The organism is Oceanicella sp., assembly GCF_056449545.1.
Map to the genome: position 1 here is coordinate 25,258 of NZ_JBWOMN010000075.1, position 23,992 is coordinate 49,249.

General features: G+C 68.8%; 20 protein-coding genes. 10 read left to right on the forward strand and 10 right to left on the reverse strand.

Features of this window, described 5'->3' with window-relative positions; all coding sequences use genetic code 11:
* Window positions 1-8: 8 nt before the first annotated feature.
* The 9 genes from AC1HC7_RS10905 to AC1HC7_RS10945 form a co-directional block, all read right to left on the reverse strand.
* Window positions 9-791, reverse strand: coding sequence for a crotonase/enoyl-CoA hydratase family protein (locus tag AC1HC7_RS10905; RefSeq protein WP_479495003.1), 783 nt, complete (start codon window positions 789-791; stop codon window positions 9-11).
* Window positions 784-1,659 (reverse strand): hydroxymethylglutaryl-CoA lyase, encoded by an 876-nt coding sequence (locus tag AC1HC7_RS10910; protein WP_479495004.1) that lies wholly within the window; start codon window positions 1,657-1,659, stop codon window positions 784-786. The genes AC1HC7_RS10905 and AC1HC7_RS10910 overlap by 8 nt, the downstream gene beginning before the upstream one ends.
* Window positions 1,652-3,631, reverse strand: a complete 1,980-nt coding sequence (locus AC1HC7_RS10915) for an acetyl/propionyl/methylcrotonyl-CoA carboxylase subunit alpha (RefSeq protein ID WP_479499015.1) — start codon at window positions 3,629-3,631, stop codon at window positions 1,652-1,654. Before AC1HC7_RS10915 ends, AC1HC7_RS10910 begins: the two co-directional genes overlap by 8 nt.
* Before the next feature lie 16 nt (window positions 3,632-3,647).
* Window positions 3,648-5,255: a carboxyl transferase domain-containing protein gene (locus AC1HC7_RS10920; RefSeq protein WP_479499016.1), complete on the reverse strand. Its 1,608-nt coding sequence runs from the start codon at window positions 5,253-5,255 to the stop codon at window positions 3,648-3,650.
* Window positions 5,256-5,343: 88 nt separating this feature from the next.
* Window positions 5,344-6,507 (reverse strand): isovaleryl-CoA dehydrogenase, encoded by a 1,164-nt coding sequence (locus tag AC1HC7_RS10925; RefSeq protein ID WP_479495007.1) that lies wholly within the window; start codon window positions 6,505-6,507, stop codon window positions 5,344-5,346.
* On the reverse strand, window positions 6,489-7,160 hold the full coding sequence (locus tag AC1HC7_RS10930; protein WP_479495008.1) for a TetR/AcrR family transcriptional regulator: 672 nt from the start codon (window positions 7,158-7,160) through the stop codon (window positions 6,489-6,491). The genes AC1HC7_RS10925 and AC1HC7_RS10930 overlap by 19 nt, the downstream gene beginning before the upstream one ends.
* 88 nt (window positions 7,161-7,248) lie before the next feature.
* Complete coding sequence (locus AC1HC7_RS10935; protein ID WP_479499017.1) at window positions 7,249-8,262, reverse strand: glycosyltransferase family 2 protein; 1,014 nt, start codon at window positions 8,260-8,262, stop codon at window positions 7,249-7,251.
* Window positions 8,255-9,253 carry a glycosyltransferase family 2 protein gene (locus AC1HC7_RS10940; protein ID WP_479495010.1) on the reverse strand — a complete coding sequence of 333 codons (999 nt, stop codon included), beginning with the start codon at window positions 9,251-9,253 and terminating at the stop codon, window positions 8,255-8,257. Before AC1HC7_RS10940 ends, AC1HC7_RS10935 begins: the two co-directional genes overlap by 8 nt.
* A 9-nt stretch (window positions 9,254-9,262) precedes the next feature.
* Entirely contained in the window at window positions 9,263-10,027 is a 765-nt protein-coding gene (locus AC1HC7_RS10945; RefSeq protein WP_479495011.1) for a hypothetical protein, read from the reverse strand.
* Between the two features lie 256 nt (window positions 10,028-10,283).
* On the opposite strand from AC1HC7_RS10945, the gene AC1HC7_RS10950 reads away from it, so the two are divergent.
* Together AC1HC7_RS10950 and AC1HC7_RS10955 are read left to right on the forward strand one after the other, a co-directional pair.
* Window positions 10,284-10,961: a sulfotransferase family 2 domain-containing protein gene (locus tag AC1HC7_RS10950; protein ID WP_479495012.1), complete on the forward strand. Its 678-nt coding sequence runs from the start codon at window positions 10,284-10,286 to the stop codon at window positions 10,959-10,961.
* Entirely contained in the window at window positions 10,958-11,587 is a 630-nt protein-coding gene (locus AC1HC7_RS10955; RefSeq protein ID WP_479499018.1) for a hypothetical protein, read from the forward strand. The genes AC1HC7_RS10950 and AC1HC7_RS10955 overlap by 4 nt, the downstream gene beginning before the upstream one ends.
* A gap of 342 nt (window positions 11,588-11,929) precedes the next feature.
* Here the strand turns inward: AC1HC7_RS10955 and AC1HC7_RS10960 are convergent, their stop codons facing one another.
* Window positions 11,930-12,790 carry a flagellar motor protein MotB gene (locus AC1HC7_RS10960; protein ID WP_479495014.1) on the reverse strand — a complete coding sequence of 287 codons (861 nt, stop codon included), beginning with the start codon at window positions 12,788-12,790 and terminating at the stop codon, window positions 11,930-11,932.
* A gap of 176 nt (window positions 12,791-12,966) precedes the next feature.
* Here AC1HC7_RS10960 and AC1HC7_RS10965 point away from each other — a divergent pair, with 176 nt between their 5' ends.
* The 8 genes from AC1HC7_RS10965 to AC1HC7_RS11000 all read left to right on the forward strand — a co-directional run bounded on the left by AC1HC7_RS10965 (window position 12,967) and on the right by AC1HC7_RS11000 (window position 23,988).
* Window positions 12,967-13,932: a FliM/FliN family flagellar motor switch protein gene (locus tag AC1HC7_RS10965; protein WP_479495015.1), complete on the forward strand. Its 966-nt coding sequence runs from the start codon at window positions 12,967-12,969 to the stop codon at window positions 13,930-13,932.
* Between the two features lie 189 nt (window positions 13,933-14,121).
* The gene (locus AC1HC7_RS10970) at window positions 14,122-15,429 is read left to right on the forward strand and encodes a flagellar hook protein FlgE (RefSeq protein ID WP_479495016.1); all 1,308 of its coding nucleotides are present in this window, start codon (window positions 14,122-14,124) and stop codon (window positions 15,427-15,429) included.
* 38 nt (window positions 15,430-15,467) lie between these two features.
* Window positions 15,468-16,934, forward strand: coding sequence for a flagellar hook-associated protein FlgK (gene flgK / locus AC1HC7_RS10975; protein WP_479495017.1), 1,467 nt, complete (start codon window positions 15,468-15,470; stop codon window positions 16,932-16,934).
* A 2-nt stretch (window positions 16,935-16,936) separates the two neighbouring features.
* Entirely contained in the window at window positions 16,937-17,947 is a 1,011-nt protein-coding gene (locus AC1HC7_RS10980) for a flagellin (protein ID WP_479495018.1), read from the forward strand.
* A gap of 79 nt (window positions 17,948-18,026) precedes the next feature.
* On the forward strand, window positions 18,027-19,124 hold the full coding sequence (locus tag AC1HC7_RS10985; protein WP_479495045.1) for a flagellar basal body P-ring protein FlgI: 1,098 nt from the start codon (window positions 18,027-18,029) through the stop codon (window positions 19,122-19,124).
* Between the two features lie 1,128 nt (window positions 19,125-20,252).
* Window positions 20,253-21,236, forward strand: a complete 984-nt coding sequence (locus AC1HC7_RS10990; RefSeq protein ID WP_479495019.1) for an alpha/beta fold hydrolase — start codon at window positions 20,253-20,255, stop codon at window positions 21,234-21,236.
* Entirely contained in the window at window positions 21,164-22,315 is a 1,152-nt protein-coding gene (locus AC1HC7_RS10995; protein WP_479495020.1) for a hypothetical protein, read from the forward strand. Before AC1HC7_RS10990 ends, AC1HC7_RS10995 begins: the two co-directional genes overlap by 73 nt.
* The gene (locus AC1HC7_RS11000) at window positions 22,312-23,988 is read left to right on the forward strand and encodes an ATP-binding cassette domain-containing protein (RefSeq protein ID WP_479495021.1); all 1,677 of its coding nucleotides are present in this window, start codon (window positions 22,312-22,314) and stop codon (window positions 23,986-23,988) included. The genes AC1HC7_RS10995 and AC1HC7_RS11000 overlap by 4 nt, the downstream gene beginning before the upstream one ends.
* Window positions 23,989-23,992 lie beyond the last annotated feature (4 nt).

Consider the following 23,992-nt stretch of genomic DNA (forward strand, 5'->3'; position numbering starts at 1 on the left):
CCCGGGGCTCAGACCGCCCAGCCGGGCTTGCGCTTGTCGAAGAATGCGGCGATGCCCTCGGCCGCCGACGCGGTTTCCCAGCAATCGGCGAGCCGGCGGGCGGTGGTTTCCAGCACCGCCTCGTCGATCGTCGGGCCCAGCGCCCGGGCCAACGCCTTGGCGGCGGCGACCGCCTCGGGCGCGGCGGCGAGATAGGGGGCGATTTCCGCCTCGATCGCGGCGTCCAGCGCCTCGGGCGTCACGACCCTGGCCACCAGTCCCAGATCGCGGGCCTCCTCGGCGTCGAACAGCCGGGCGGACATGAACACGCGCCGGGCCCGGCCCTCGCCCATGCGCGCGATCACGTAGGGCGAAATGGTGGCCGGGATCAGCCCGAGCCGGGTTTCGGTGAGCCCGAATCTGGCCCCCGCGACCGCCACAGCCACGTCGCAGACCGCCATCATCCCGATGCCGCCGCCAAAGGCCTGCCCCTGCACCCGCCCGATCAGCGGCTTGGGCATGGCGTTGAGCGCCATCAGCATCCGCGCCAGTTCCTGCGCGCCTTCGATGCGCTGTTCGCGGGTCGCGTCGATCTGGGCGCGCATCCAGCCAAGGTCGCCCCCGGCGCAGAAACTGCGCCCCTCGCCGGTCAGCACCACCACGCGCACCGCGTCGTCGGCGGACAGCGCGCGCACCGCCGCATGCAGTTCGCCGATCATCGGGCCGGACATGGCATTGTGTTTCTCCGGGCGCGCCAGCGTCAGGGTGGCGACGCCGCGCGCGTCAGTGTCGATCCGGATGGTTTCAGGCATTGTCGGGCTCCCTCAGGGTTCGCGCGTAATCGGCGGCCGCGGCCAGCTTGCCCAGGTCGAGCCCGGTTTCCAGGCCTTTCTCAAGCGCCAGCGCCGCCACCGCGCCGCTGTCCACATTGCCCGCGGCGCCCGGCGCGTAGGGGCAGCCGCCCAGCCCGGCCACCGAGGCGTCGAACACCCGCAACCCGCGTTCGATGCTGACCGCGATGTTGTCGAGCGCCCGCCCGCGCGTGTCGTGGTAGTGGCCGGCGAGGCGGTCGGGCGGGATTTCGGCGAGCACGGCGTCGAGCATCCGCGCGATGGTTTCTGGCGTCGCCGCGCCGATGGTGTCGCCGAGCGAGATTTCATAGCAGCCCATCGCGATCAGCGCCGTTGCGACGCGGGCCACGGAATCGGGCGGCGTTTCGCCGTCATAGGGGCAGTCGGTGACGCAGCTCACATAGCCGCGCACCGGGATGGCGGCGGCTTTCGCGGCCTGCATCACCGGCGCGAAACGCGCGAGGCTTTCCGCCACCGAACAGTTGATGTTTTTCTGGCTGAAGCCTTCCGAGGCGGAGGCGAACACCGCCGCCTCGTCGGCCTTCGCGGCCCGCGCCGCCTCGAACCCGCGCAGGTTCGGGGTCAGCGCCGCGTAGCGGATGCCGGGGCGGCGCGCGATGCCCGCCAGCACGTCCGCCGCGTCGGCCATCTGCGGCACCCATCTGGGCGAGACGAAGCTGGTGGCCTCGATCCGGTCGAACCCGCACTCGGACAGCATGTCGATGAGCCGGATTTTCCGGGCGGTCGGGATCAGGCGCTTTTCGTTCTGCAGCCCGTCGCGGGGGCCCATTTCGAAAATGCGCAGTCGGGTTGGGGCAAGGTCAGTCATCGCCCGCCTCCTCCAGCGCCAGCAGCACCGCGCCTTCCTGCACCTGCGCGCCGGTCTCGCAGAACAGCTCCGCGACCACGCCGTCGCGCGGGGCGGTCAGGCGGTGTTCCATCTTCATGGCTTCGAGCACGATCAGCGGGTCGCCCTCGCGCACCGAATCCCCGGGTTTCGCGGCGATCATCTTCACCAGGCCGGGCATGGGCGAAAGCACCACGTCGCCCGTCGCGCCCGCCTGCGCCGCAGCTTCCAGCGGGTCGAGCAGCCGCCAGGTGGCGGCGGTCGCGCCGTCGATCACCGTCACCGATTCGCCGGCGGCGTCCGCGTGGCGGATCAGGCGCACCGGGCGCGCGGCGCCGGCGATCTCGCAGAGCAGCCTTTCGGGGGTGCGGCGCAGGGTCAGCTCCAGCCCGTCGGCGGCGAAACGCCCGTCGCCGAGGATGGTCAGCTCCACGCGCAGAGGCGCGTCGCCGATCAGCGTCACCGAACGGGTTTCCCCGCCCCAGAGCCGCCAGCCGGCGCTGTCGTCGAAACCGGCGCCGGGGGCGGGCGCATCCAGCCCCAGCGCGGCGATGGCGGCCAGCGCCGGCAGCTCCGGGGCCAAGGGCCGGGGCGCGGTCAGCGCATCGAGATCGCGTTCGATCAGCCCGGTGTCCACCTCGCCGCGCGAAAACCCCTCATGCGCGGCGAGCCGCGCCAGAAACCCGGCATTGGTCACCGAGCCCGCGACCTCGACCGCCGCGAGCGCGTCGCGCAGCCGCGCCAGCGCCTGCGCGCGATCCGCGCCGTGCACCGTCACCTTGGCGATCATCGGGTCGTAATAGGGGCTGATCGCATCCCCCGCGCGCACCCCGGCGTCGATGCGGGCGCGATCGGCGGGCAGGTGCAGATGCGCCAGCGTGCCGGTGGCGGGCAGGAAGCCTTTGCTCGGGTCCTCGGCGTAGATGCGGGCCTCGAAGGCCCAGCCGTCGATGGACAGATCCGATTGCGCGCAGGGCAGGGGATCGCCGGCGGCGACGCGCAATTGCCATTCCACCAGGTCGCGCCCGGTGATCGCCTCGGTCACCGGATGTTCGACCTGCAGGCGGGTGTTCATCTCCATGAAATAGAACCGGTCGGCGCGCAGCCCGTCCGAGGCGTCGACGATGAATTCGATGGTCCCGGCGCCGGCATAGCCGATGGCCTTGGCGGCGCGCACCGCGGCGTCGCCCATGGCGCGGCGCATGTCGGGCGGCATGCCCGGCGCCGGGGCCTCCTCGATCACCTTCTGATGGCGGCGCTGCAATGAACAGTCGCGCTCGAACAGGTGCAGCGCGTTCCCGTGTTTGTCGCCGAAAACCTGGATCTCGATATGGCGCGGCGCGGTCACCCATTTCTCGATCAGGCAGGCGGGGTCGCCGAAACTGGCCTCGCCCTCGCGCTGCGCGGCCTCCAGCGAGGACAGGAAATCCTCGGGTCGGTCCACCTTGCGCATGCCCTTGCCGCCGCCGCCCGCGCGCGCCTTGATCAGCACCGGGTAGCCGATTTCCTCGGCCCGGGCCTTCAGGAAGGCCGGATCGCGGCTGTCGCCGTGATAGCCGGGCACCACCGGCACGCCGGCGGATTCCATGGCCAGCTTGGCCGCGTCCTTCAGCCCCATGGCGCGGATCGCCGGGGCCGAGGGGCCGATGAACGCCAGTCCGGCAGCCTCCGCCGCCTCGACGAAATCCGGGTTTTCGGACAGGAAGCCGTAGCCGGGATGGATCGCCTGCGCGCCGGTCCGCAGCGCCGCCGCAATGATCCGGTCGCCGCGCAGATAGCTGTCGGCGACCGGCGCCGGGCCGATGCGCACGGCCTCGTCGCAGACCGCGACATGGAGCGCGTTGGCGTCGGCGTCGGAATGCACCGCAACCGTGCGCACGCCCATCTCGCGGCAGGTGCGGGCGATGCGCACCGCGATCTCGCCGCGATTGGCGATCAGGATTTTCTGGAACATGCTCATGTTTTCCCCATCACATGCGGAACACGCCGAAGCGGGTTTCTCCGATCGGGGCGTTCAGCGCCGCGAACAGCGACAGCGCCAGCACGCGGCGGGTTTTTCGCGGATCCACGATCCCGTCATCCCACAGCCGCGCCGAGGCGAACAGCGGATGCCCCTGATGTTCGAACTGGTCGATGATCGGCTGCTTGAAGGCGGCCTCCTCGGTCGCGGACCAGGCGCCGCCCTTGCGCTCGATGCCGCCGCGCCGCACCGTGGCCAGCACCCCCGCCGCCTGCGCGCCGCCCATCACCGAAATGCGCGAGGTCGGCCAGCTCCACAGGAAGCGCGGCGAATAGGCCCGCCCGCACATGCCGTAATTGCCGGCCCCGAAGGATCCGCCGATCAGCATGGTCACCTTGGGAACCTGCGTGGTCGCCACCGCGGTCACCAGCTTGGCGCCATGGCGGGCGATGCCCTCGGCCTCGTATTTCTGCCCGACCATGAAGCCGGTGATGTTTTGCAGAAATATCAGGGGGATGCGGCGTTGCGAGCAGAGTTCGACGAAATGCGCGCCCTTCACGGCGCTCTCGGAAAACAGGATGCCGTTATTGGCGATGATCCCGCAGGGGACGCCCTCGACATGGGCGAAGCCGCAGACCAGCGTGGCGCCGTAGCGGGCCTTGAATTCGTCAAGGCGCGAGCCGTCCACCACCCGCGCGATCACCTCGCGGATGTCGTAGGGGGTTTTCAGATCCGCAGGCGCGACGCCGAGGATCTCCTCGGGGTCGTAGAGCGGCGGTTCCGGGGTTTGCATCTCCACCGTGATCGGCTTGGGACGGTTGAGATTGGCCACCGCCTGGCGCGCCAGCGCCAGCGCGTGGGCGTCGTCGTCGGCGAGATAGTCGGCGACGCCGGACAACCGCGTATGCACGTCGCCGCCGCCCAGATCCTCGGCGCTGACCACCTCGCCGGTGGCGGCCTTGACCAGCGGCGGGCCGGCCAGAAAGATCGTCGCCTGTTCCTTGACGATGATGGTGACGTCCGACATCGCCGGCACATAGGCGCCGCCGGCGGTGCAGGACCCGAGCACGGCGGCGATCTGCGGGATGCCCCTGGCGGACATGTTGGCCTGGTTGAAGAAGATGCGCCCGAAATGGTCGCGATCCGGGAACACCTCGTCCTGCTGGGGCAGGTTGGCGCCGCCGCTGTCCACCAGATAGACGCAGGGCAGGCTGTTCTGTTCGGCGATCTCCTGGGCGCGCAGGTGCTTCTTGACCGTCATCGGGTAGTAGGTGCCGCCCTTCACGGTGGCGTCGTTGCAGACCACCATCACCTCGCGCCCCGCGACCCGCCCGACGCCGGCGATCACCCCGGCGCCCGGCGCGGCGCCGTCATACATGTCATGCGCGGCGGTGGCCCCGATTTCGAGAAACGGCGCGCCGGGATCGAGCAGCGCCTCGACGCGATCGCGCGGCGGCAGCTTGCCGCGCGCCACATGGCGTTCGAGGGCCGCGGGCCCGCCGCCCCTGCGCGCCGCCTCCGCCGCCTCGGCGATTTTTTCCAGCGCGTCGAGATGCCCGGCGCGGTTGGTTCTGGCCTGCTCGGAATTGGGCGAGAAGGCGGATTTGATGATGGTCATCGCTAAGTCCATGTCCTGGGCTGGCGCCGGATGTCGCGCGCCGGGCGTCGCCGGCATTCGGTGTTCGGCAAAAGCGCCGCCGCCAGCCTCACGCCGTCGCCCGCATCAGTTCCCGCCCGCACAGCATGCGGCGGATTTCGGACGTGCCGGCGCCGATCTCCATCAGCTTGGCGTCGCGCATGATGCGGCTGACGGGGGAATCGTTCATGTAGCCGGCGCCGCCCATGGCCTGCACCGCCTGGATCGACTGCTGCATCGCGGCCTCGGAGCAATACAGCACGCAGGCCGCCGCGTCCTGGCGCGTCACCTGCCCGCGATCGCAGGACGCGGCCACCGCATACAGATACGCGCGCGAGGTGTTCATCGCCGCGTACATGTCGGCGATCTTGCCCTGCATCAGCTGGAAATCGCCGATCGGGCGGCCGAATTGCTTGCGCTGATGCATATACGGCATGATGTGGTCGAGGCAGGCGTGGATGATGCCGACGCCGATGCCCGACAGCACCACGCGTTCGTAATCGAGGCCCGACATCAGCACGTTGACGCCCTTGCCCTCCTCGCCCAGCACGTTTTCGAAGGGGATTTCCACATCCTCGAAGATCAATTCGGCGGTGTTCGATCCCCGCATGCCCATCTTGTCGAAATGCGCCGAGGTTGAAAAACCCTTCATGGATTTTTCGACGATGAAGGCGGTCATGCCGCGCGCGCCGGCCTCGGGGTCGGTCTTGGCGTAGACCACCAGGGTGTCGGCGTCGGGGCCGTTGGTGATCCAGTATTTCGTGCCGTTCAGCACGTAGCGGTCATTCTTCTTTTCCGCGCGCAGCTTCATCGACACCACGTCGGACCCGGCCCCGGCCTCGGACATGGCCAGCGCGCCCACCTTTGCGCCCGACACCAGCCCGGGCAGGTATTTCGCCTTCTGTTCGGGCGTGCCGTTGAGGCTGATCTGGTTGACGCAGAGGTTGGAATGGGCGCCGTAGGACAGCGACACCGAGGCCGAGGCCCGGGCCAGCTCCTCGATCACCACCGCATGGGCGAGATAGCCCATGTTCGCGCCGCCATAGGCTTCGTCCACGGTGATCCCGAGCAGCCCCAGATCGCCGAATTCCTTCCACAGATGCGCGGGGAAATCATTGGACTTGTCAATGTCCGCGGCGATCGGCGCGATGCGCTCCTGCGCGAATCGATGGGCGAGGTCACGCAGGGCCTCGATGTCTTCGCCAAGGCCGAAGCTCATGGTTGCGTGGAACATTCCGTATCCTCCTGGCTGGGCCGCGCGGGTCCGGCGGGCCCCGGCGCGGAAGGGTCGCGGCCGACGCTGCGCACGACCAGATCGGTGTAGATGTCTTCGATGTCCCGGGCGCTGAGCCGTCCGCCCTCGCGAAACCACTGGGTGACGCCGGTCAGCATGGAAATGATCGCCCGCGCCGCCACCGGCGGGTCGGGGGCGTGGAGCAGCCCGGCCTCGGCGCCCGATTGCAGGATGTCGCGCAGCAGCGCCTCGTAGCGCTGGCGCAGGGCTTCGACCTCGCGGAAATTCTCCGGGCTGAGATTGCGCAGCTCCATGTAGGAGATGAACACCGCGTCGGCGCGGCCCAGATGGTGGCGGATGTGAAACCGGGTGAAGGCGTCGAGCGCCGCCACCGGATCGCCGCGCGCGTCCAGCGGCGGGTCGAGCGCCGCATGGGCCTCCATCAGTTCGGTCATGTGGCCGAGCATCAGGTCGCGCAGCAGGTCCTGTTTGGTGTCCACGTGATTGTAGAGCGCGCCGGGCTGCACGCCGATCTCGGCGGCGATCATGCGCATGGACACGGCGGCGTAGCCGTGGCGCGCGAACAGGTTCAGCGCCGCCTTGCGCAGATTGTCCGCCGTCTTGGCGCCGCTGGAACCGATTCGCCTTGCCATGTGGGCTCCTCTCGCCGGCGACTATAAATGAACATTCGTTTCTTTCCCAGAAAAAACCCTGCGCCAGCCCCGGCGCCGGCGGCGTCGATCAATCCTGCGCGCCGCCATCCATGCGCCGGGCATCCAGAAACCCGCCCGCGAAGCCGCTCCGGTCGCCCGCCAGCAGCGCCGCGAACAGCATGGCCTGCCCCGGCGGCGGGCGGCGGCGGGCGGTCGCCGCGTCAAGGCGCGCCGGGTCGATGAGCGCCAGCCGTTCCGCGGCCCCGTCGAACAGCGCGTAGAGGCCCATGGGATCGATCCGCCCCAGCCGCCGGGCGATCCGCGTCAGCAGCCAGCCGGCCAGCGCGGTTTCATGCGCCGTCAGTTGGTCTCGCGCGATCAGATCGGCGCGGATGCGGTCGTGGCAGGCGAACAGGGCGCGGATCGCGGCTGCGCCGTCGGGCGGGCGCGGCGGGCGGGCGCGGCGGACATGGGTTGGCGCCTCGAACACCCCCACGTCGCGCGCCGACAGCAGGCAGCGCCAGTGATGGGCGTGCGCGGCGACCGCGAAACCATCGCCTTGCGTCGGGAAACGGGCGTCGAGCAGAAAGCGCCGCTGACAGATCTTGCCCCAGAGCATCGGCCCGCAGCGCAGCAGCGCGCGGCGCTGCCCGTCCGGCGTCGGGGCCATGGCGGCGCGCGCCAGCCGCGCCGCGTCCGGGCCGGCGCGCAATTCGCCCGAAGCGCCGTCGAAAACCTCATGCCCGAGCGCCAGAAAATCGTCGCCCGAGGCGGCGAGCGTCGCCGCCGCGCGGGCCAGCGCCTCGGGCGACAGCCAGTCATGGCCGTCGAGAAACGCCACGATCGCGCCCCGGGCCGCGCCCAGCCCGATCTCGGCGGCGGCGATGTCCGGCATCCGGCGCGCCAGATGCAGCGGGCGGATGCGGGCCTTCGGATTGCGCCGGATCACGGATTCGATGCGCCGGCGGGCGGCGGCGCGCGAGTCGTTGTCGACGACGACGATCTCCGCGTCGGGCAGCGGCGCGTCCAGCGCCGATTGCAGCGCGGTTTCGATGAACGCCGCCGCATCGCGGCAAACGATGATGATCGAGACCTCAGCCATGGGGCGCCGCCAGCAGCAGGGGGGCCTCGGCGGCGTCGGCCAGGCTCAGCCCGAGATGGGGATCCACGAACAGCCAGCCGCGCTCCTCGGCATGGGCGTTGAGCCGCGCGAACAGCGAGGTCGCGGCCGCCTGGGCGCGCGCCGACAGCGGGTCGCCGCGGAACTTGGCCATGGACCAGCCCGCCAGATCCAGGGCGAAGCGGGCGAACTGGGCGAAAATCTCGGCGTCCTCGCGCAGCGGCGCCAGATCGTTGAAGCAACGCCCGATGGCGGTGAAGGCGTCGAGCCGCTGCGCCGTGGCGTCGTCGGTGGCGCGGGCGGCGCTGTCCAGCCGGAAATGCTGGATCAGCGGCGGCCCGCTGTCGAGCACGCGGAACCGCTCGGCCATGATGAAGCTGCACCAGTGGGGCTCCACGTCTTCATGCAGGCGCAGGTCGGGGAAGACGACGTCGGCCTCGCGCAGAAACGCCGTGCGATACAGCTTGTTCCACGGAAACGCCGCGCAGCGGGTGAGGTCGGGCGCGTCGGCCAGCAGGATCGGCCCGTCTAGATCCACGGTTTCGCGCGCGGCGGTCCAGATCGCCTCGTCGCGCGGCAGCATGCGATAGGTGTGGGGCGCCGCCGGGTCGCTCACCAGATGGTAGCGGAACAGGGTGAAATCGCAGGGCGAGCGCGGGAGGTTGTCGCGCAGCGCCGCGAAGGCCTGCGGGCAGAGCAGGTCGTCGGCGTCGAGAAACAGCAGAAAGTCGCGGCTCGCCTCGGCCAGCCCGCGGTTGCGGCTGGGGCCGGGGCCGAGATTGGTCTCGTTGCGCAGGATCTTCAGGTCCACATGCGCGCCCGGCGCGCGGTCGGCGAGCCGATCGGCCAGCGGGTCGGGCGAGGCGTCGTCGATGACGATCGCCTCCACGTCCTCGCCCATGGCGTCGAGCCGGGCCAGCAGCCGCGCCACGCCCTCGGCGTCGTTGTATGCGGGGATGACGAGGGAAAACACCGCCCCGCCTCAGGCTGCGCAGAAGATGTCGGCGGCGCTCAGATGCAGTTCGAAGCTGGACTGGCGGAAGAACAGCAGCAGATCCGCGTGATCGGCGCCCTCCAGCTCCGTGCGGCCCCTGACCTCGACCACGCCGAGATTGTCCCCCGGCGTCGCGTCAAAGGCGTATTCGACCGGCAGCGGGATGTCGGCATGGCTTTCGCCATGGGCGCAGCGGATGAGCGCGGCGCCGCTCACCGCATGGGACGCCCGGCCGCTGATGCGCAGGCCGAACCAGCGCGCCGTCTGCAACTGCACCAGCGGCAGGCGCAGGGACAGGCCGAACCAGTCCGAGGCCCCGCGATCGATGAGCCGCAGCCCGAAATCATCGCCGTCGAGGATCTCGGCCTCGACCCCGGCTTCGGGCGCGAATTGCAGCGCCACGCCGGGGGTCAGCTGTTCGCCCGGGGCCTTCAGCCGCCGCGCCGGAACCTTCTTCAGCCGCGCCAGCGAAGCGTTGAGACCGGCGAGGTAGGGGATCGCGTCCATCTCCGCCGCGTCCTCCGCCAGCGCCACGCGGCGCAGCGTGTCGGCGGTTTCCTCGCGCGCCGCCGCCGCGTCCAGCTCCACCAGCCGCTTTTCCTTCTTGAGCTGCGCGATTTCGTTGCGCAGCCAACCCATGCGACGTTCGGCGTCGCGCCAGGCGCGATAGCCCGGATCCATGCGCCATCTGAGCCAGTGCAGCGCGCCGCGCGGAGGCGCCTGCGTTGCGTTGCTTTCGCGGTCTGCGCCCATCGATCGTCCCCTTCGCCCCGGCTTCGGGCGTCTGAATCGCATTAGCAGCCGCTCAGGCGCCAGTCAAACGCCCGCTTGCCGGCCGCACCCCTTGCCGGGCCCCCTGCCGCACCCCTTGCCGCGCGCGGGGGAATCGCGATTTGACACCATTGGTCGGCTGTGTTTGCGTCCGGCTTTGATCCCGCCGCCGCGGCGGCGGCGGGCGCGGTCGGAACCGCTCGGATCCGTTCGGGCAAAAGGAACGCGAAGGGCCGGCATGATCGTTTCGGAGACCCGGAAATTCATCTTCATCCACAATCCCAAGGCCGGGGGGATGACCTTCCGCACCGCGCTGAAAAAGCATGACACCACCGGCAGGTTCTTTCTGGGCTGGATCCCCTATCCCGCCGCCGGGCGCACGCTGGACCGCGCGCATCTGACCCTGGCGCAGCTGCGCGAGTTCCACGGCGACGTGTTCGACATGCTGGAGGAGGCGTTCACCTTCGGTTTCGTGCGCGACCCGTATCAGCGGTTCTGCTCGGCCTTCGCGCAGCATCTGAAGCTGACGACGCCGCTGATGCGCGATGCGGTCATGGGGGATCCCGACTGTTTCTACACCGTGCTCAATCAGCTGTCGAAATGGGCATTTGACGAGGAATTGCTGGATATGGAGGTCAAGCGGGTGCATTTTCGTCGCCAGTCCGATTATTTCTATCTGGACGGCGCGCGCCTGATCGACGTCGTCTCGAAGGTCGAGAGCCCCGACGACTGGGATCCCCGCGTCGTCGAGCTGCTCGGCGGGCGCGATCCCGAACGGCGCAACATCACTCAGGGCGACGCGGTTCGCGCCGGCGGCGCGCGCTACGACGTGACCCGGCTGGAGCGCGCGACCCTGGACCGCATCAACGCCTTCTACGCGCCGGATTTCGAACGCTTCGGCTACGAGGTCATATGACCGGCGCCGCGCCCTCCGCGACCCCCGGGGGGCGCAGCCCGGCGGCGCCTTCCTGGGCGCGGTTCCCGACCGCCGTCGATCCGGACTCGGGCGCCCCGCCGCCGCGCCTGTTCTGCTACCTGCATGTGGCCGCGCGTCCGGAGGATTCCGCCCCGGTTCGCCGCTTGATCGCCGCCAACCGGGGCCGGTTGGCGCGCCGGGGGGTGCTGATCCCTTCGACCATGGGGCGGGTGAACGGCGTGCAGGTCTGCGCGCCGCTCGCGCGGTTCGCGCTGGGCGGCGCAGACGACGCGCTCGACGCCTTCGCCGCCGAGATCCGCCACAGCGCCGCCCATTCGGCCATCCTGCAATGCGATGCGCTGTGGCGGCTGGCGCCGGGGGCGCAGCTGGCGCGCCTGCGGGTCTGGCTGTCGCTGAGATTTCGCGAAACCATGCCGATTCTGCTGCTGCCGAGGCATCCGACGCCGCGGGACCAGGCGAGGCTGCAGGCCTGGCGCGAGGCGTTCGGCGAGGGCTATGTCCTCGCCCGCCGCTGCGCGCCCGATGCGATGGTGCGCGGCGACGCGGCGCGCGATTTTCTGAATGCGGTCAATCTGGGCGCCAGCGGCGATTTCGCCAGTCCCTGAGCGAAAGGCCGCGCCGCGGCCGGCGGCGCGCGGGCCGGAGAGGGTCGGCGCCTTTCAGGCGGTCGATCATGCGCCCGAACCGCGCCCGACGGCTGTCGCGGCCCCCGGCGCCGGCAATCGGGTCTGATCTCGCCCCGGGCCGCGCCGCCGGGCGCTTTGCCCGTCATTGCGCGCCCCGCGCCCGTGCTGCCGCGGCGCGGCGTTGGCGGGCCCGGATCGCGCCCGCCCCCAATCACGCCTCGGGCTCCAATCACGCCTCGGGTCCCGGTCAGGTCCCGGGCCCCGGTCATGTCTTGGGCCCAGTCAGGCAACTGAGTTCGGCCGCGGCGGCGCGGGGCGGCCTCAGCGCTTGAGGTCGCTGCGCAGGATGGTGATGGCGATGCGCCGGTTGCGCGGGTTGAGCGGGTCGTCGGGCAGCGCCAGCTGCCGGTCGGCCTTGCCGGTCACCCGCGCCACGCGATCCGCTTCGACGCCCGCGTCCTCCAGCACGCGCCGCGCCGCCTGGGCGCGATCCGAGGACAGCTCCCAATTGCCGTAGCCGGCGCCGCTGAACGGGGCCGCATCGGTGTGGCCCTCGACCGCGATTCTGTTGGTGAGCATGCCCGCCACGCCGCCGACCATCTTCAGCAGCGCCAGCATCTTCGCCGTCGGATGGGCGGAACCGATGTTGAACAGCGGCGCGCCCTCCACGTCGAACAGCTCGATGATCAGGCCCTCGTCGGTGACCCGGGTGCGCACCTGGGACAGCAGGTCGTCCTCGACATCGCTTTCGCCCGACATGCCCATGAACAGGTTTTCGAGCTCGGCCATGCCGTCGGCGAGCTTCTCCTCCGGCTTGTCCATCGATTCGGCGCCGGTTGCGCCGCGCGCCTGATTTTCCTCGCTGGGCCGCTTCTCGGTGGCGCCTGTGCCGTCCTGGGCCATGGTTTCCTCGGAAAACACGCTGTCGCCCTTGAACACGCCGGCGCCGCCGCCCGAAATCTTGGCGATCGGCACCCGCGGGTCGAAATACTCCGCCAGGCCCTTGCGCTGCTCCTCGGTGGTGGCGTTGAGCAGCCACATGAGCAGAAAGAACGCCATCATCGCGGTCACGAAATCGGCGTAGGCGACTTTCCAGGCCCCGCCGTGATGTCCGTCGCCGCCGGACACTTTCTTGCGTTTGATGATCGTGACGTTGATTACGCCTTCGCCGGTCTGCGCCATGCGCCACACCCCTTTTGTTCTCACCCGTCGAGCACCCTGACCCGAGAACGTTACCGGCGGGTTTCCGAAAAACCGATTCGTTGCGGGGGGTTCGGCGCGCCGATGCGCCGCCATTAAGCAGTTCGCAAGGAACGCCGCCCAGATTGGCGCCAACGGACAGTCGGGAATCGCCGCATATGCATGAATCAGGACAAAGCGTGATCTCCAGGAAGCTGGACGGCGGCCGGGTCGGCCGCTCGCCCATCCGCGGGGTCGAGGGAATTGGCGAGATTTTCGCTCAAATCCTAGACGAAAAGCTGCGCGGGTTCATGCGCACCATCGTCGGCGCGGTGGTGATCAGCTGCGAAGTGCAGAAGCTGTCGCATGTGCTGGAGAAAATCGCCTCGCCGGCGATGATCGGCGTGATCGCGGTGGAAAACGCCAAGGACAGCGCGCTGGTCAATCTCGGCCCCGACCTGACCTATCACATCGTGGATCTGCGCATGGGCGGCGATCCCATGGCCACGCCCAAGCCGGTCGCGCGCGCCAACACCGCCATCGACAGCGCGCTTTGCGCGGATTTCATCAGCGCCATCGTCAACGCTTTCGAGGCCTCGCTGCGGCTCAATCTCGGACCCGGCGTGAGCGACGCCATGCGTCTCAGCCATTTCGAGCAGCACGTGACCATGGTGCGGATCGCGCCCGAGCATTCCGACGTGCTGGTGATGCGGCTGTCCCTGGACATCGGCGACGCCGGGCGCAGCGGCGAGTTCGACCTGGTGCTGCCGCTTTCGGTGCTCGATTCCTACAAGGCGCTGATTCCGCAGGATCCCGGCGAGATGACCACCGCCCAGCAGAATGACATCTGGTCCAGTCACATGGCCGCGGCCGCCAGCGCCGCGCCCTTGCATCTGATCGCCGTGCTGCATCGCCTGCAACTGAGCGTCTCGGAATTGCAGGCCCTGCGCCCGGGCGTCGTGCTGCCGCTGCCGGAAAGCTGCCGGGGCCGGGTCGATATCGGCCTCGACACCGGCGAATTGCTGGCGACCGGGCGGCTGGGCGCCTGGGAGGGCCGCAAGGCGATCAAGCTGACCGCGGCGCCCGACGCCGCGTTGCAGGAACACATCCGGCGGCTGACCGAACGCCACGCCGCCGCGCACTGACCGCCCGCCATCGCCGCTCGCCGGTTTGCCTTGCGCATGCCCCGGCAAGCCCCAAGCGCCGCCCGCGTGGTTTACCCGGTGGCAATGTTTATCCCGGATGCTCGAAGAAACGACCACCCCCAGGCGTCGATGCTTCGGCGCTTCCATGACGAGTTGACCCGGCCCGCCCCCAAAGCAAAGGACACCCCCATGACCATTTCCTCCGCGCTCAACGCCGGCGTCACCGGACTGAGCGTCAACGCCAGCCGGCTCGCGACCATTTCCGACAACATCGCCAACTCCGCGACTTTTGGCTACAAGCGCGCGGAGGCCGAGTTCTCGTCGATGGTGGTCTCCTCCACCAAGGGATCCTACACCGCCGGCGGCGTGCGCTCGGCCACCACGCGCGAAGTCACGGCGCTGGGTTCGCTCGCGACCACCACCAATGCGCTCGACATCGCGGTGAGCGGGCGCGGCATGCTGCCCACGACCACGGCATCCGCCGCAACGCTGGGCGAATCGAATCCGCCGCTGCTGCTCACGCGCACCGGATCGTTCCGGCCCGACGAAAACGGGCTGCTGCGCACGGCCAGCGGACTGGCGCTCCTGGGATGGCCGGCAGATCCCGGCGGCGACGTGCCTGACAATCCCAGGGACAGCATCGCCGGGCTCGAGCCCGTGCGCATCTTCAACAACCAGTTCGCGGCGTCGCCCACGGAAAACATCGGCCTCGGCGTCAATCTGCCGGCGGTGGCCACCCAGGCGAGCGCGTCCGGCGACACGCTGGTGGTGCCGATCGAGTATTTCGACAATGTCGGCGCCTCGCAGACGCTGACCACCTCGTTCACGCCGACGATTCCCGCCGCGGGCTCGTCGAACACCTGGACGATGACGATCGAGGACACGGCGACCGACGCAGCCTCCAACCCGATCGCCGAGGTGACGCTGGTGTTCGACGACAGCCGGGGGTCCGGCGGGTCGCTCCTGTCCGTGACTCCGGTCGCCGGCGCCACCTACGACGCGCTCACCGGGGTCCTCGCCGTCACCGTCGAAGGCGGACCGATGAACGTCAATGTGGGCACGCCCGGCTCCACTGACAAGCTGACCCAGCTCTCGGCGGAATTCACGCCGGTCCCGATCACCAAGGACGGGTCGCAGGTCGGCACGCTGTCCTCCGTGGAATTCGACGAGAACGGCTTTCTCAACGCGATCTACGACACCGGGTTCATCCGCACGATCTACCAGGTTCCGATCGCGGACGTGCCCAACCACAACGGCTTGAAGGCCGAGGACGGCCAGGCCTACTCGCTCACCGCGCAGAGCGGCTCGCTCTACCTGTGGGACAGCGGCGCCGGCCCGACCGGTCAGCTCATCGGCTATGCGCTGGAGGAATCGACCACCGACATCGCCGGCGAGCTCACCGCGCTGATCGAAACCCAGCGCGCCTATTCCTCCAACGCCAAGATCATCCAGACGGTGGATGAGATGCTGCAGGAAACAACGAATATTAAGAGGTGACGCGCCGGTTTGAAACCGGCTTTTGACGGAGTAACGGCATGAGTATCACATCTGCGCTCGCAAACGCCTTTTCAGGGATGACCGCCGCGTCGCGCACGGCCGAGATCATTTCTGACAATGTTGCGAATGCGCTCACGGAAGGGTACTCGCGCCGGGAGATCGACGTGACGTCGGTCAGCCTTGCCGGGCAGGGCGCGGGCGTGCGGGTCGAGGGCGTCACGCGGGTCGCCAATCCTCGCGCCACCGCCGAGCGCCGGCAGGCCGAAGCCGATCTGGGTCGCGGGGGCGCGCTGGCGGCCGCGCAGGCCCGGATCTCGGCGGCCCTTGGCGAGCCGGGGGATCCCGGTTCCCTCGCGGCCCGCGCCGTCGCGTTTGAAACCGACCTGCGCGCGCTTGCGGACACGCCGGAAAGCCCGGCGTTACAGGCGCAAGCGTTGGGATCGTCCGCGGATCTCGTTCGCGGCATCAACTTGCTGTCGACGGAAACCAGCCGGATTCGCATGGATGCGGACGCGAGCATCGCCCGCGAAGTGAGCACTCTGAACGATTCGCTTCGCAAGATTGAGGCGCTCAACGCCGAGATCCGCATTCGCAGTCTGGGCGGCGGCAATCTCGCGGCGCTGGAGGAGCAGCGACAGCAGCTTATCGACACCGTGTCATCGATGATTCCGATTCGAAGCGCGCGGCGCGAAGACGGCGCCATCGCGCTCTATACCGGGAATGGCGCCGTGCTGCTGGAGGGCAGGGCCTCCGAGATCGGCTTCTCCCCGACCAGGATCATCACCCCCGACATGACCCTCGCGTCCGGCGCGCTGTCGGGCCTGACCCTGAATGGACGCGCAATAACCATCGGCCAACCGGCGGGCGGAGGCCAGCTGGACGGCGGGTCTCTTGGCGCGCATTTCCAGATTCGCGACGATCTGGCGCCTGAATTCAGCGCGCAGGCCGACGGCTACGCGCGCGACCTGGTCGAACGGCTGCAAGATCCGGCAGTGGATCCCACATTGCTTCCCGGCGACGCGGGGCTGTTCACCGATTCCGGAAACGCCTTCGCGGCCGCCGACGAACTCGGGCTGGCCGAACGCTTGAAAGTCAACGCCGCGGTGGATCCTGCGAACGGAGGCGAACTCTGGCGGCTTCGCGACGGCCTGAACGCCGCCGCGCCGGGTCTGCAAGGCGAGAATGGCATTCTTCGCTCCATGATCGCCAGCATCACGGAGCAAAGAACGCCGCCGGCGGGGCTTGATGTCGTCGGCAGTTTCAACGCCACCTCGCTTGCCGAGCGATTGAGCGCCGTTCGCTCGCATGCAACGAGCCAGGCCGAGACCGCATCCGCCTATCAGGAAGGGCGCTACACCATGCTTCGCGAAACGGAGGCGTCGTTCACGGGCGTGAATACGGATCAGGAGCTGTCCAATCTGCTGCTGGTCGAACAGGCCTATTCCGCGAACGCCCGCGTGATGGAAGTGGTTGATTCCCTCATGCGCCGACTGCTGGAGATCTAGCGATGCGATTCCCCTCCCTTCCCGACCTGGCCGCCAATCAGCGCCTGCAAACGGCGACGGCGCGCGTTTCCGAGCGGCTTCGCATCTCTGGCGAAGAACTGACCACGGGCCTCAAGCACGACCTTGTCGCCGCGTCAGGCGGCGATATCAGCCGATTGTTGGCGATCGACAGTTCGCGGACGCGCGTTGAAGGATATTCTGCGGCCATCAAGCTGGCCGGCGGCCGTCTCGACGCGACGGAAGCCGCGCTTGACGCAGCCCGGATTGCGGGCAGCAGCATCGGCGTCGATCAACTCGCTGCGGTGGAACGCGGAGATCGCGCGGCCGCCCGCCTGTATGCCGGGCAGGCGCGAGGCGCGTTCAGCGCCGTGGTTTCGGCTTTCAACACGAGATTCGCCGGTCGATCCCTGTTCTCCGGCGCAGACGTGGAAAGCACGGCGCTGGCGTCGTCGGAGGAGATGCTTTCGGACATCGCCGCCCTCACCAGCGCGACGACGACCGCCGCGGATGCGCTCGCGGTGATCGATGACTATTTTCGCGACCCGGCCGGCGGCTTCTCGACCTCGGCGTATCAGGGCGCCGACAGCGACGCTCCAGACGCCGTGATCGGTCGTGGTCAGACGCTGTCCTTCACCGTTCGCGCCGACGCCGATGCATCGCGCGAATTGCTGCGCGCGCTTGCGATCTCGGTCATCGCCGTGGAGGGATCATTCGGCGGGAGCGACGCGGACGCCATGGATCTGTTTTCCAACAGCGCTCGCTCAACCGTGGACGCAACGGCGGCAATCCAGCAATTGGGCTCCGAAGTCGGGCTGTCCCAGGCGCGCGTCGAGGCCGTGAAGACCAGAACGGCCGCCGAAAGCGCCGCGCTCGATCTGGCCCGATCCGCGATCGTGGCCAAGGATCCGTATGAAGCGGCGACCGAGTTCCAAGCGGTCGAATCCCAGCTTCAATCCATGTTCACGATCACCGCCCGCCTATCGCAACTGACCCTGACGAACTTCCTCAGATAAGGATTTGGCAATGCTCCGGATCTTCTTGCTGACTGCGCTGATGGCCGCGTCGTTGCCGGCATTCACCATGGCGGGCGTCATGCAGAAAGACGCCGATGCCGCTTTCGGCGTGGAGGAGGATGGAACCGGTTCCGGGCCCCGGGTGCGCATCAAGGATCTGGTCGAGTTTGACGGCGTCCGCGGCAATGATCTGGTTGGCTACGGGCTGGTGGTCGGGTTGGCCGGCACCGGAGATGTGTTGCGAAATTCCCCTTTCACCGAAGAGGCTCTGGCGAACCTTCTTGAACGCCTCGGCATCAATGTGTCTGGAGAGCGGTTTCGACCCAAGAACGTCGCGGCTGTTCTTGTGACCGGAGTATTGCCGCCATTTGGGAGGTCTGGTGGAAGAATAGACGTCACGGTTTCAGCGATAGGCGATGCCAAATCGTTGTTGGGCGGCACGTTGATCATGACGCCGTTGAATGCTGCGGACGGTGAGATCTACGCTGTCGCGCAGGGGTCCATCATTGCCGGAGGCGTGTTTGCCGAAGGCGATGGCGCGTCCGTGACGCAAGGCGTTCCGACTGCGGGCGTCATTCCGTCAGGAGCCAGAATTGAACGGGAGATCGATTTCGACTTTAAGGAGATGACGACAATGCGTCTCGCATTGCGCGAACCCGATTTCACGACAGCGGCGAGGATCACTGACGCTATCAAGGCGCGCCTTGGCGCAAATTCTGCGGCCATGCTGGATTCGGGAACGGTGCAGGTGGACTTGGCTGCGACTCGCTTGACGCCGGCGAGGTTGATCAGCGGCTTGGAAAACATTCGGATAATGCCGGCGAGAAAAGCGCGGGTTGTTGTCGACCAGAGGTCGGGAACCATCGTGATGGGCGATGATGTTCAGATCTCCAGAGTCGCGATCAGCCAGGGAAACCTGACTTTGAGAATCCGGGAAACACCTGTCGTTGTGCAGCCGAACCCGTTTACGATTGGCGCTGAATCCATCGTGGTTCCCAGGACGGAAGTGGGTATCTCGGAGGATGCGACTGGGTTGGTCTTGGTGAATGATGCAGTCACATTGTCCGAAGTTGTCGATGGGTTGAATTCTCTCGGAGTTTCGCCAAGAAATATGATTGATATTCTTAAGGCAATCAAGGCTTCTGGCTCTTTGCACGCGGAATTCATTGTGCAATAGCAATATAGGCGAATAGAATATGACAGCCCCCGGGTTTGACCGAGGCGAGCGGCAGTGGCCGGATTGACGGCGGCTTTTCGGTGAGGGTCTTGAGAGCGGGGTTGATGTTGAGGGCTCATCCGGCGGCACATGCCACCTGCTTCAGGGGCCTTGAGCGGTGATGCGGTCCGCCATCGACACGAGAGTTTTCCGATACGGATAGGCCGAAGGCAGGGGGATTCTGCGGCGCGGCTTGTGTTCCCCGATGCGCAGGGCGACCTTGAGGAACGCTTGGCGCATCGAAACGCGTCAACGACTTTGAGACGGTGGCGATTGGATTTCAAGCTTGAGATATCTCCGTGCTTCTCGGAGGGTTGATCCCAGACGGCCGTCGGAACTTGTGGTGGCTTTGGCGGTTGGCGCGTGAATCGCTCCGCTGCGCCGAGGAGTGCCGCGTCGAGGGGGCTTGGCGGGCGACGGAAAAGGCTTCGGCCTGTCCGAATTGGATCTGATCTGGCGTCATCATGTCAGTCGGCAATCAGAACTGACCTCTTGCAGGCGTCCGATATTGATCCCCTTTGCACCGCGCAGGCCCGGCGCTGCGTAGTCTTCATTCAACGCAGCCGCGGCGGGCCGGCGGTGTTTCGGATTGGCGTCGCGCCCGGGTCGTGAAGCGCCAGTTGTCGTTGCCGGCTCGAAGATCTCCCAGCGGCGCATCAGCCGTCGAGCAGAGCGGCGTTCAGCCTTTGACGCCGGCGCGCCGGGGCCGCGACCGTCATTCTCCGGCGCGCACGCCGCTGCCGCGCGACCGGTTCTTCCCGATCTCCATCCGAAAAGCGCTGTCGACGCAGGGCGTTGGCGGCGTATCTGGTCGGGGCGCCCAGGCGCGACGCCGACGGCGCTCCGAGGCGCGCCAGGCAAGCGGCGATTCATTCTCGGACCAAATATCATTCACCCTTCGGACCTCAGTCCGAAAGTTCGTCTGCCAATGGATGGTGGCGACAAATTGACGTCATATGCCAATCATTACAGACAAGATCGGCAGCTGCGGGTGGCCCGAACGCAATTGTCAAAGCAATACTGCAATGAAATGCAAATAAAAATAGGTAAAACCCTGCCTTTATGGGCAATAAAATGGAAGGTTTCGGCATGGCCGCATCCAGTGACCCCGCATCGCAAATAACATACGTGCCGGGTTCCGGTCGGCTGGACCTGCCCTGCTGGATCGCCGCGCCCCGCGTCCCCGCGGTCGATCCCACGCCGCTGGTCGCGGTTCACGGAATCGGGCGCGGGGCGCGCGATCAGGCGGGCCTGCTCGCCGCGCGCGCCAATGCCCTGGGCCGGCCGGTGATCGCCCCCGAATACGACGACCAGACCTGGCGCAACTATCAGCAGGTGGTGCGCGGCGCCCGCGCCGACCTGTCGCTGATCGGGTTGATGCAGAAACTGCGCGCCGCCGGTCTGTGCCGCACCCGGCGCTTCGATCTGGCCGGCTATTCCGGCGGCGCGCAATTCGCGCACCGCTTCGCCATGCTGTATCCGCATCTGGTCAACCGGCTGACCATCGCCGCCGCCGGCTGGTACACCTTCCCCGACGCGGCGCCGTTTCCCTATGGGCTCGGCCATCGGCCCGCCGGCCGCAAGCCCTGGGGCGCGCAGATCCGCGCCCGGCTCGACGAATTCCTCTCCCTGCCGATCCAGGTCGCGGTCGGGGCGCAGGATTGCGCCATCGACGCGGCGACCCGCAGCAACCCCGAGATCGACCGCCAGCAAGGCGCCAACCGTCTGCAGCGAGGGCGCAACTGGGTCGCGGCCCTGCGCGACGCCGCGCGCGAGCGCGGGCTCGACCCGTCGGGGATCGGGTTTCACGTGCTCCCCGATTGCGGTCACAGCTTTGTCGACTGCGTCGAAAAGGGCGGGCTGGCGGCGGTGATCCTGCCCGGAGACGCCCCCGAGTCACTCCCGGGATCAAATCCCGAGTCCAACCCCGCGCCCCATGCCGAGATCCGGGTCGACCCCGGGCGATTCCATCCAGCGCAAACGAAAACGGAAAGCGTATCATGTCTCTCATCGCCGACACCGGATTTGACTTCACGCAAATCGCCAAATGGGCGTTCACAACGCGTCGGGTGAACCAGCGGGACGCCGGCCGCCTGACCACGGATTTCGCCGCCGCAAGGCCGGGCGATCTGGTGCTGGCGCGGGTCGAGCGCATCGAATCCCACAAGCGCATCCAGCTGATTTCGGGCCGACCCTCGCAGTTGTATCCGGGCGATCTCGTGATCCTGACCTGCGGCGCGCGCTACGCCCCGGACCAGTACGAGGGCGTTGCCGAGATCGACCCCGCGGGCGCTGACATGCTGGCCGGGGGCGGTCTGGTGGGGCGGATGCTGCAATCCAACCGCCGCATGTCCGGGCCGACGCGGGTCATCCCCATCGGCATGGTCGCGGATCGCCGCGGCGCGCCGCTCAACATCGCCGATTACGCCTTGCCCGGCATGGCGCGCCCCTCCGGGATGACGGTGATCGCCGCGGTCGGGGCCTCGATGAACGCCGGCAAGACCACCGCCGTCGCCAGCTTCGCCCATGGCCTGGTGCGCGCCGGCTACCGGGTGGCGACGCTGAAGATCACCGGCACCGGCGCCTTTGGCGATTACAACGCCTATGTGGACGCGGGCGCCGACTACGTGGCGGATTTCGTCGATGCGGGCATGGCCTCCACCTATATGGAGCCCGTGGCCCGGATCCGCGCCGGCATGGACACGCTGCTGGGTCACGCGGCGGCGGTCGGCTGCGACGTGGCGGCGATCGAATTCGCCGATGGCGTGTTTCAGCGCGAAACCGCGGCGCTGCTGCGCCGTGACGACATTCTCGACGCCCTCGACGGGGTGATGTTCGCGGCCCCTTGCGCGGCCTCGGCCGTGGGCGGCGCCGCGGTGCTGCGCGGGCTGGGCATCGAGCCGGCGATCGTCACCGGCATGGTCAGCTGTTCGCCGCTGGCGATGCGCGAGGCCGGCGCGGCGGCGAATATCGAGGTGACCACGAAGCAGGCGCTGTGCGATCCGGCCTCGGCCGGGGCGCTGCTGGCGGGGATCCGCCGCCAGGCGGCCGCAATTCCGGCCCCCGTTCCGGCCCCCGTTCCGGCGCCCGCCCCGGCCCTGACCCAGCCCCCTGCGCCTGACGCGCGGCGCTGCGCGGGCGTCGCGGCGTGACCCGGCTGCCCGGGATCCTCGCCAACGGCCGGGGCGCCGGCATCGCCGCCGTGGCGGCGATCGCGGTGGGCCAGGCCGCCGCCGCCGGGGTCGCGGCGTTTGCCACGCGCGAGGCGTTCGCGGCCCTGCGCGCGCCCGGCGCGGCGCCGCCGGCGGCGGCGCTGGCGCTGATCGCGCTGTCGGGGATCGCCATCGCCTGCCTGCGCGTCGCCGAACAGGTGATCGCCGAACGGGTGGGGCAGGACTACGCCTGCGAACTGCGCCTGCGGCTGTTTCGCCGCTTGTCGCGTCTGCCGGCCAGAATCCTGGCCGAACAGCGCACCGGCGGGCTGGCGCTGCGCTTCGTCGGCGATCTCACGGCGGTGCGCAACTGGGTCAGCCTCGGGGTGGCGCGCATGATCTCGGCGGCCATCGTGCTGCCGGCGGCGACGGCGGTGCTGTTCGCGCTCGACCCGCTGCTGGGGCTCGCGGCCGCGGCGCCGATCGCGCTGGGGCTGGGGCTTATGGCGTTGAGCGCGCCGCGCCTGGGGCGGGCGCATCGCCGGCTGCGGGCGCGCCGCGCCGGACTGGCCGCGGACATGAGCGAACGCATCCCCCACGCGCCGGAACTGCGGCTGATGGGGCGCATGAGCATCGAGCGCCGCGCGCTCCTGCGGCGCACCCGACGCATGGTGCGCGCCGCCATCCGCCGCCGCCGCGGCGCCGCCTACCTGCGCGCCATCCCCGACGCGGTGTCGGGCGTCGCCGCGGCGGCGCTGATCCTCGCGGCGCTGCGCAGCGGCGCCGGCGTCGCGACCACCGCCGGGGCGCTGGCGGCGGTCGGGCTGATGATCCAGCCGCTGCGCAACCTCGCCGGAGTCTGGGACCGCCACCGGGCCTGGGTCGCAGCCCGGGACAAATGCATAGAATTGCTGGAGAAACCGAAAGTGAAACGTCCAGGCAGGCCGAAAGCGCGGCTTTCAGACGACCCGCAGCCCCTGCGCTTCGCCCATGTGGCGAGCGCCGGGCTGACCGATATCGACATCGCCGCGCAGGCAGGGCGCAAGATCGCCGTCATCGGCCCCAACGGCGCGGGGAAATCCACCCTGCTGGCGCTGGCCGCCGGGCTGGACGCGCCGACCCGGGGCAAGGTGCGGATCGGCGATCACGCCCCAGCCAGCCTTTCCGCGTCGGAGCGCCGGCGCCTGGTTTCCTATGTGGGCGCGCGCACGCCGATCCTCGCGGGCAGCCTGCGCCGGGCGCTGACCATGGGCGCCGGCGGCCGGCGCGACGACGCGGACATTCTGCTTGCCGCCCGGGGCTACGGGCTCGGCGAGGTGATCGAACGCCTCGGCGGGCTCGACGGCCATGTGGCCGAGGCCGGGCGCAACCTGTCCGCGGGCGAGGTCCGCCGGGCGATGCTGACCCGCGCCGCGCTGTCCGACGCCCGGCTGCTGCTGCTCGACGAACCTGACGACGCGCTGGATTCCGTGGGGCCCGAACTGGTGACGCGGCTGCTGCGCGGCTCGCCCGCCACGGCGCTGGTGGTGACCCACAACCCGATCATCGCCCGGCAGATGGACGAGATCTGGTTCATCGCCGACGGCACGGTGATCGAGGCCGCCTCGCCCGAGGCCATGTTCGCCGAGGACGGCGTCGCGCGCGCCTTCTTCGCGCCCTCCTGGGTGGCCTGAGCCC

Bases quoted from the DNA above. Each gene is read 5' to 3' on its own strand.
- AC1HC7_RS10905 (WP_479495003.1), bottom strand. From the start codon at position 791: ATGCCTGAAACCATCCGGATCGACACTGACGCGCGCGGCGTCGCCACC.
- AC1HC7_RS10910 (WP_479495004.1), bottom strand. From the start codon at position 1,659: ATGACTGACCTTGCCCCAACCCGACTGCGCATTTTCGAAATGGGCCCC.
- AC1HC7_RS10915 (WP_479499015.1), bottom strand. From the start codon at position 3,631: ATGTTCCAGAAAATCCTGATCGCCAATCGCGGCGAGATCGCGGTGCGC.
- AC1HC7_RS10920 (WP_479499016.1), bottom strand. From the start codon at position 5,255: ATGACCATCATCAAATCCGCCTTCTCGCCCAATTCCGAGCAGGCCAGA.
- AC1HC7_RS10925 (WP_479495007.1), bottom strand. From the start codon at position 6,507: ATGTTCCACGCAACCATGAGCTTCGGCCTTGGCGAAGACATCGAGGCC.
- AC1HC7_RS10930 (WP_479495008.1), bottom strand. From the start codon at position 7,160: ATGGCAAGGCGAATCGGTTCCAGCGGCGCCAAGACGGCGGACAATCTG.
- AC1HC7_RS10935 (WP_479499017.1), bottom strand. From the start codon at position 8,262: ATGGCTGAGGTCTCGATCATCATCGTTTGCCGCGATGCGGCGGCGTTC.
- AC1HC7_RS10945 (WP_479495011.1), bottom strand. From the start codon at position 10,027: ATGGGCGCAGACCGCGAAAGCAACGCAACGCAGGCGCCTCCGCGCGGC.
- AC1HC7_RS10950 (WP_479495012.1), top strand. From the start codon at position 10,284: ATGATCGTTTCGGAGACCCGGAAATTCATCTTCATCCACAATCCCAAG.
- AC1HC7_RS10955 (WP_479499018.1), top strand. From the start codon at position 10,958: ATGACCGGCGCCGCGCCCTCCGCGACCCCCGGGGGGCGCAGCCCGGCG.
- AC1HC7_RS10960 (WP_479495014.1), bottom strand. From the start codon at position 12,790: ATGGCGCAGACCGGCGAAGGCGTAATCAACGTCACGATCATCAAACGC.
- AC1HC7_RS10965 (WP_479495015.1), top strand. From the start codon at position 12,967: ATGCATGAATCAGGACAAAGCGTGATCTCCAGGAAGCTGGACGGCGGC.
- AC1HC7_RS10970 (WP_479495016.1), top strand. From the start codon at position 14,122: ATGACCATTTCCTCCGCGCTCAACGCCGGCGTCACCGGACTGAGCGTC.
- flgK (WP_479495017.1), top strand. From the start codon at position 15,468: ATGAGTATCACATCTGCGCTCGCAAACGCCTTTTCAGGGATGACCGCC.
- AC1HC7_RS10980 (WP_479495018.1), top strand. From the start codon at position 16,937: ATGCGATTCCCCTCCCTTCCCGACCTGGCCGCCAATCAGCGCCTGCAA.
- AC1HC7_RS10985 (WP_479495045.1), top strand. From the start codon at position 18,027: ATGCAGAAAGACGCCGATGCCGCTTTCGGCGTGGAGGAGGATGGAACC.
- AC1HC7_RS10990 (WP_479495019.1), top strand. From the start codon at position 20,253: ATGGCCGCATCCAGTGACCCCGCATCGCAAATAACATACGTGCCGGGT.
- AC1HC7_RS10995 (WP_479495020.1), top strand. From the start codon at position 21,164: ATGTCTCTCATCGCCGACACCGGATTTGACTTCACGCAAATCGCCAAA.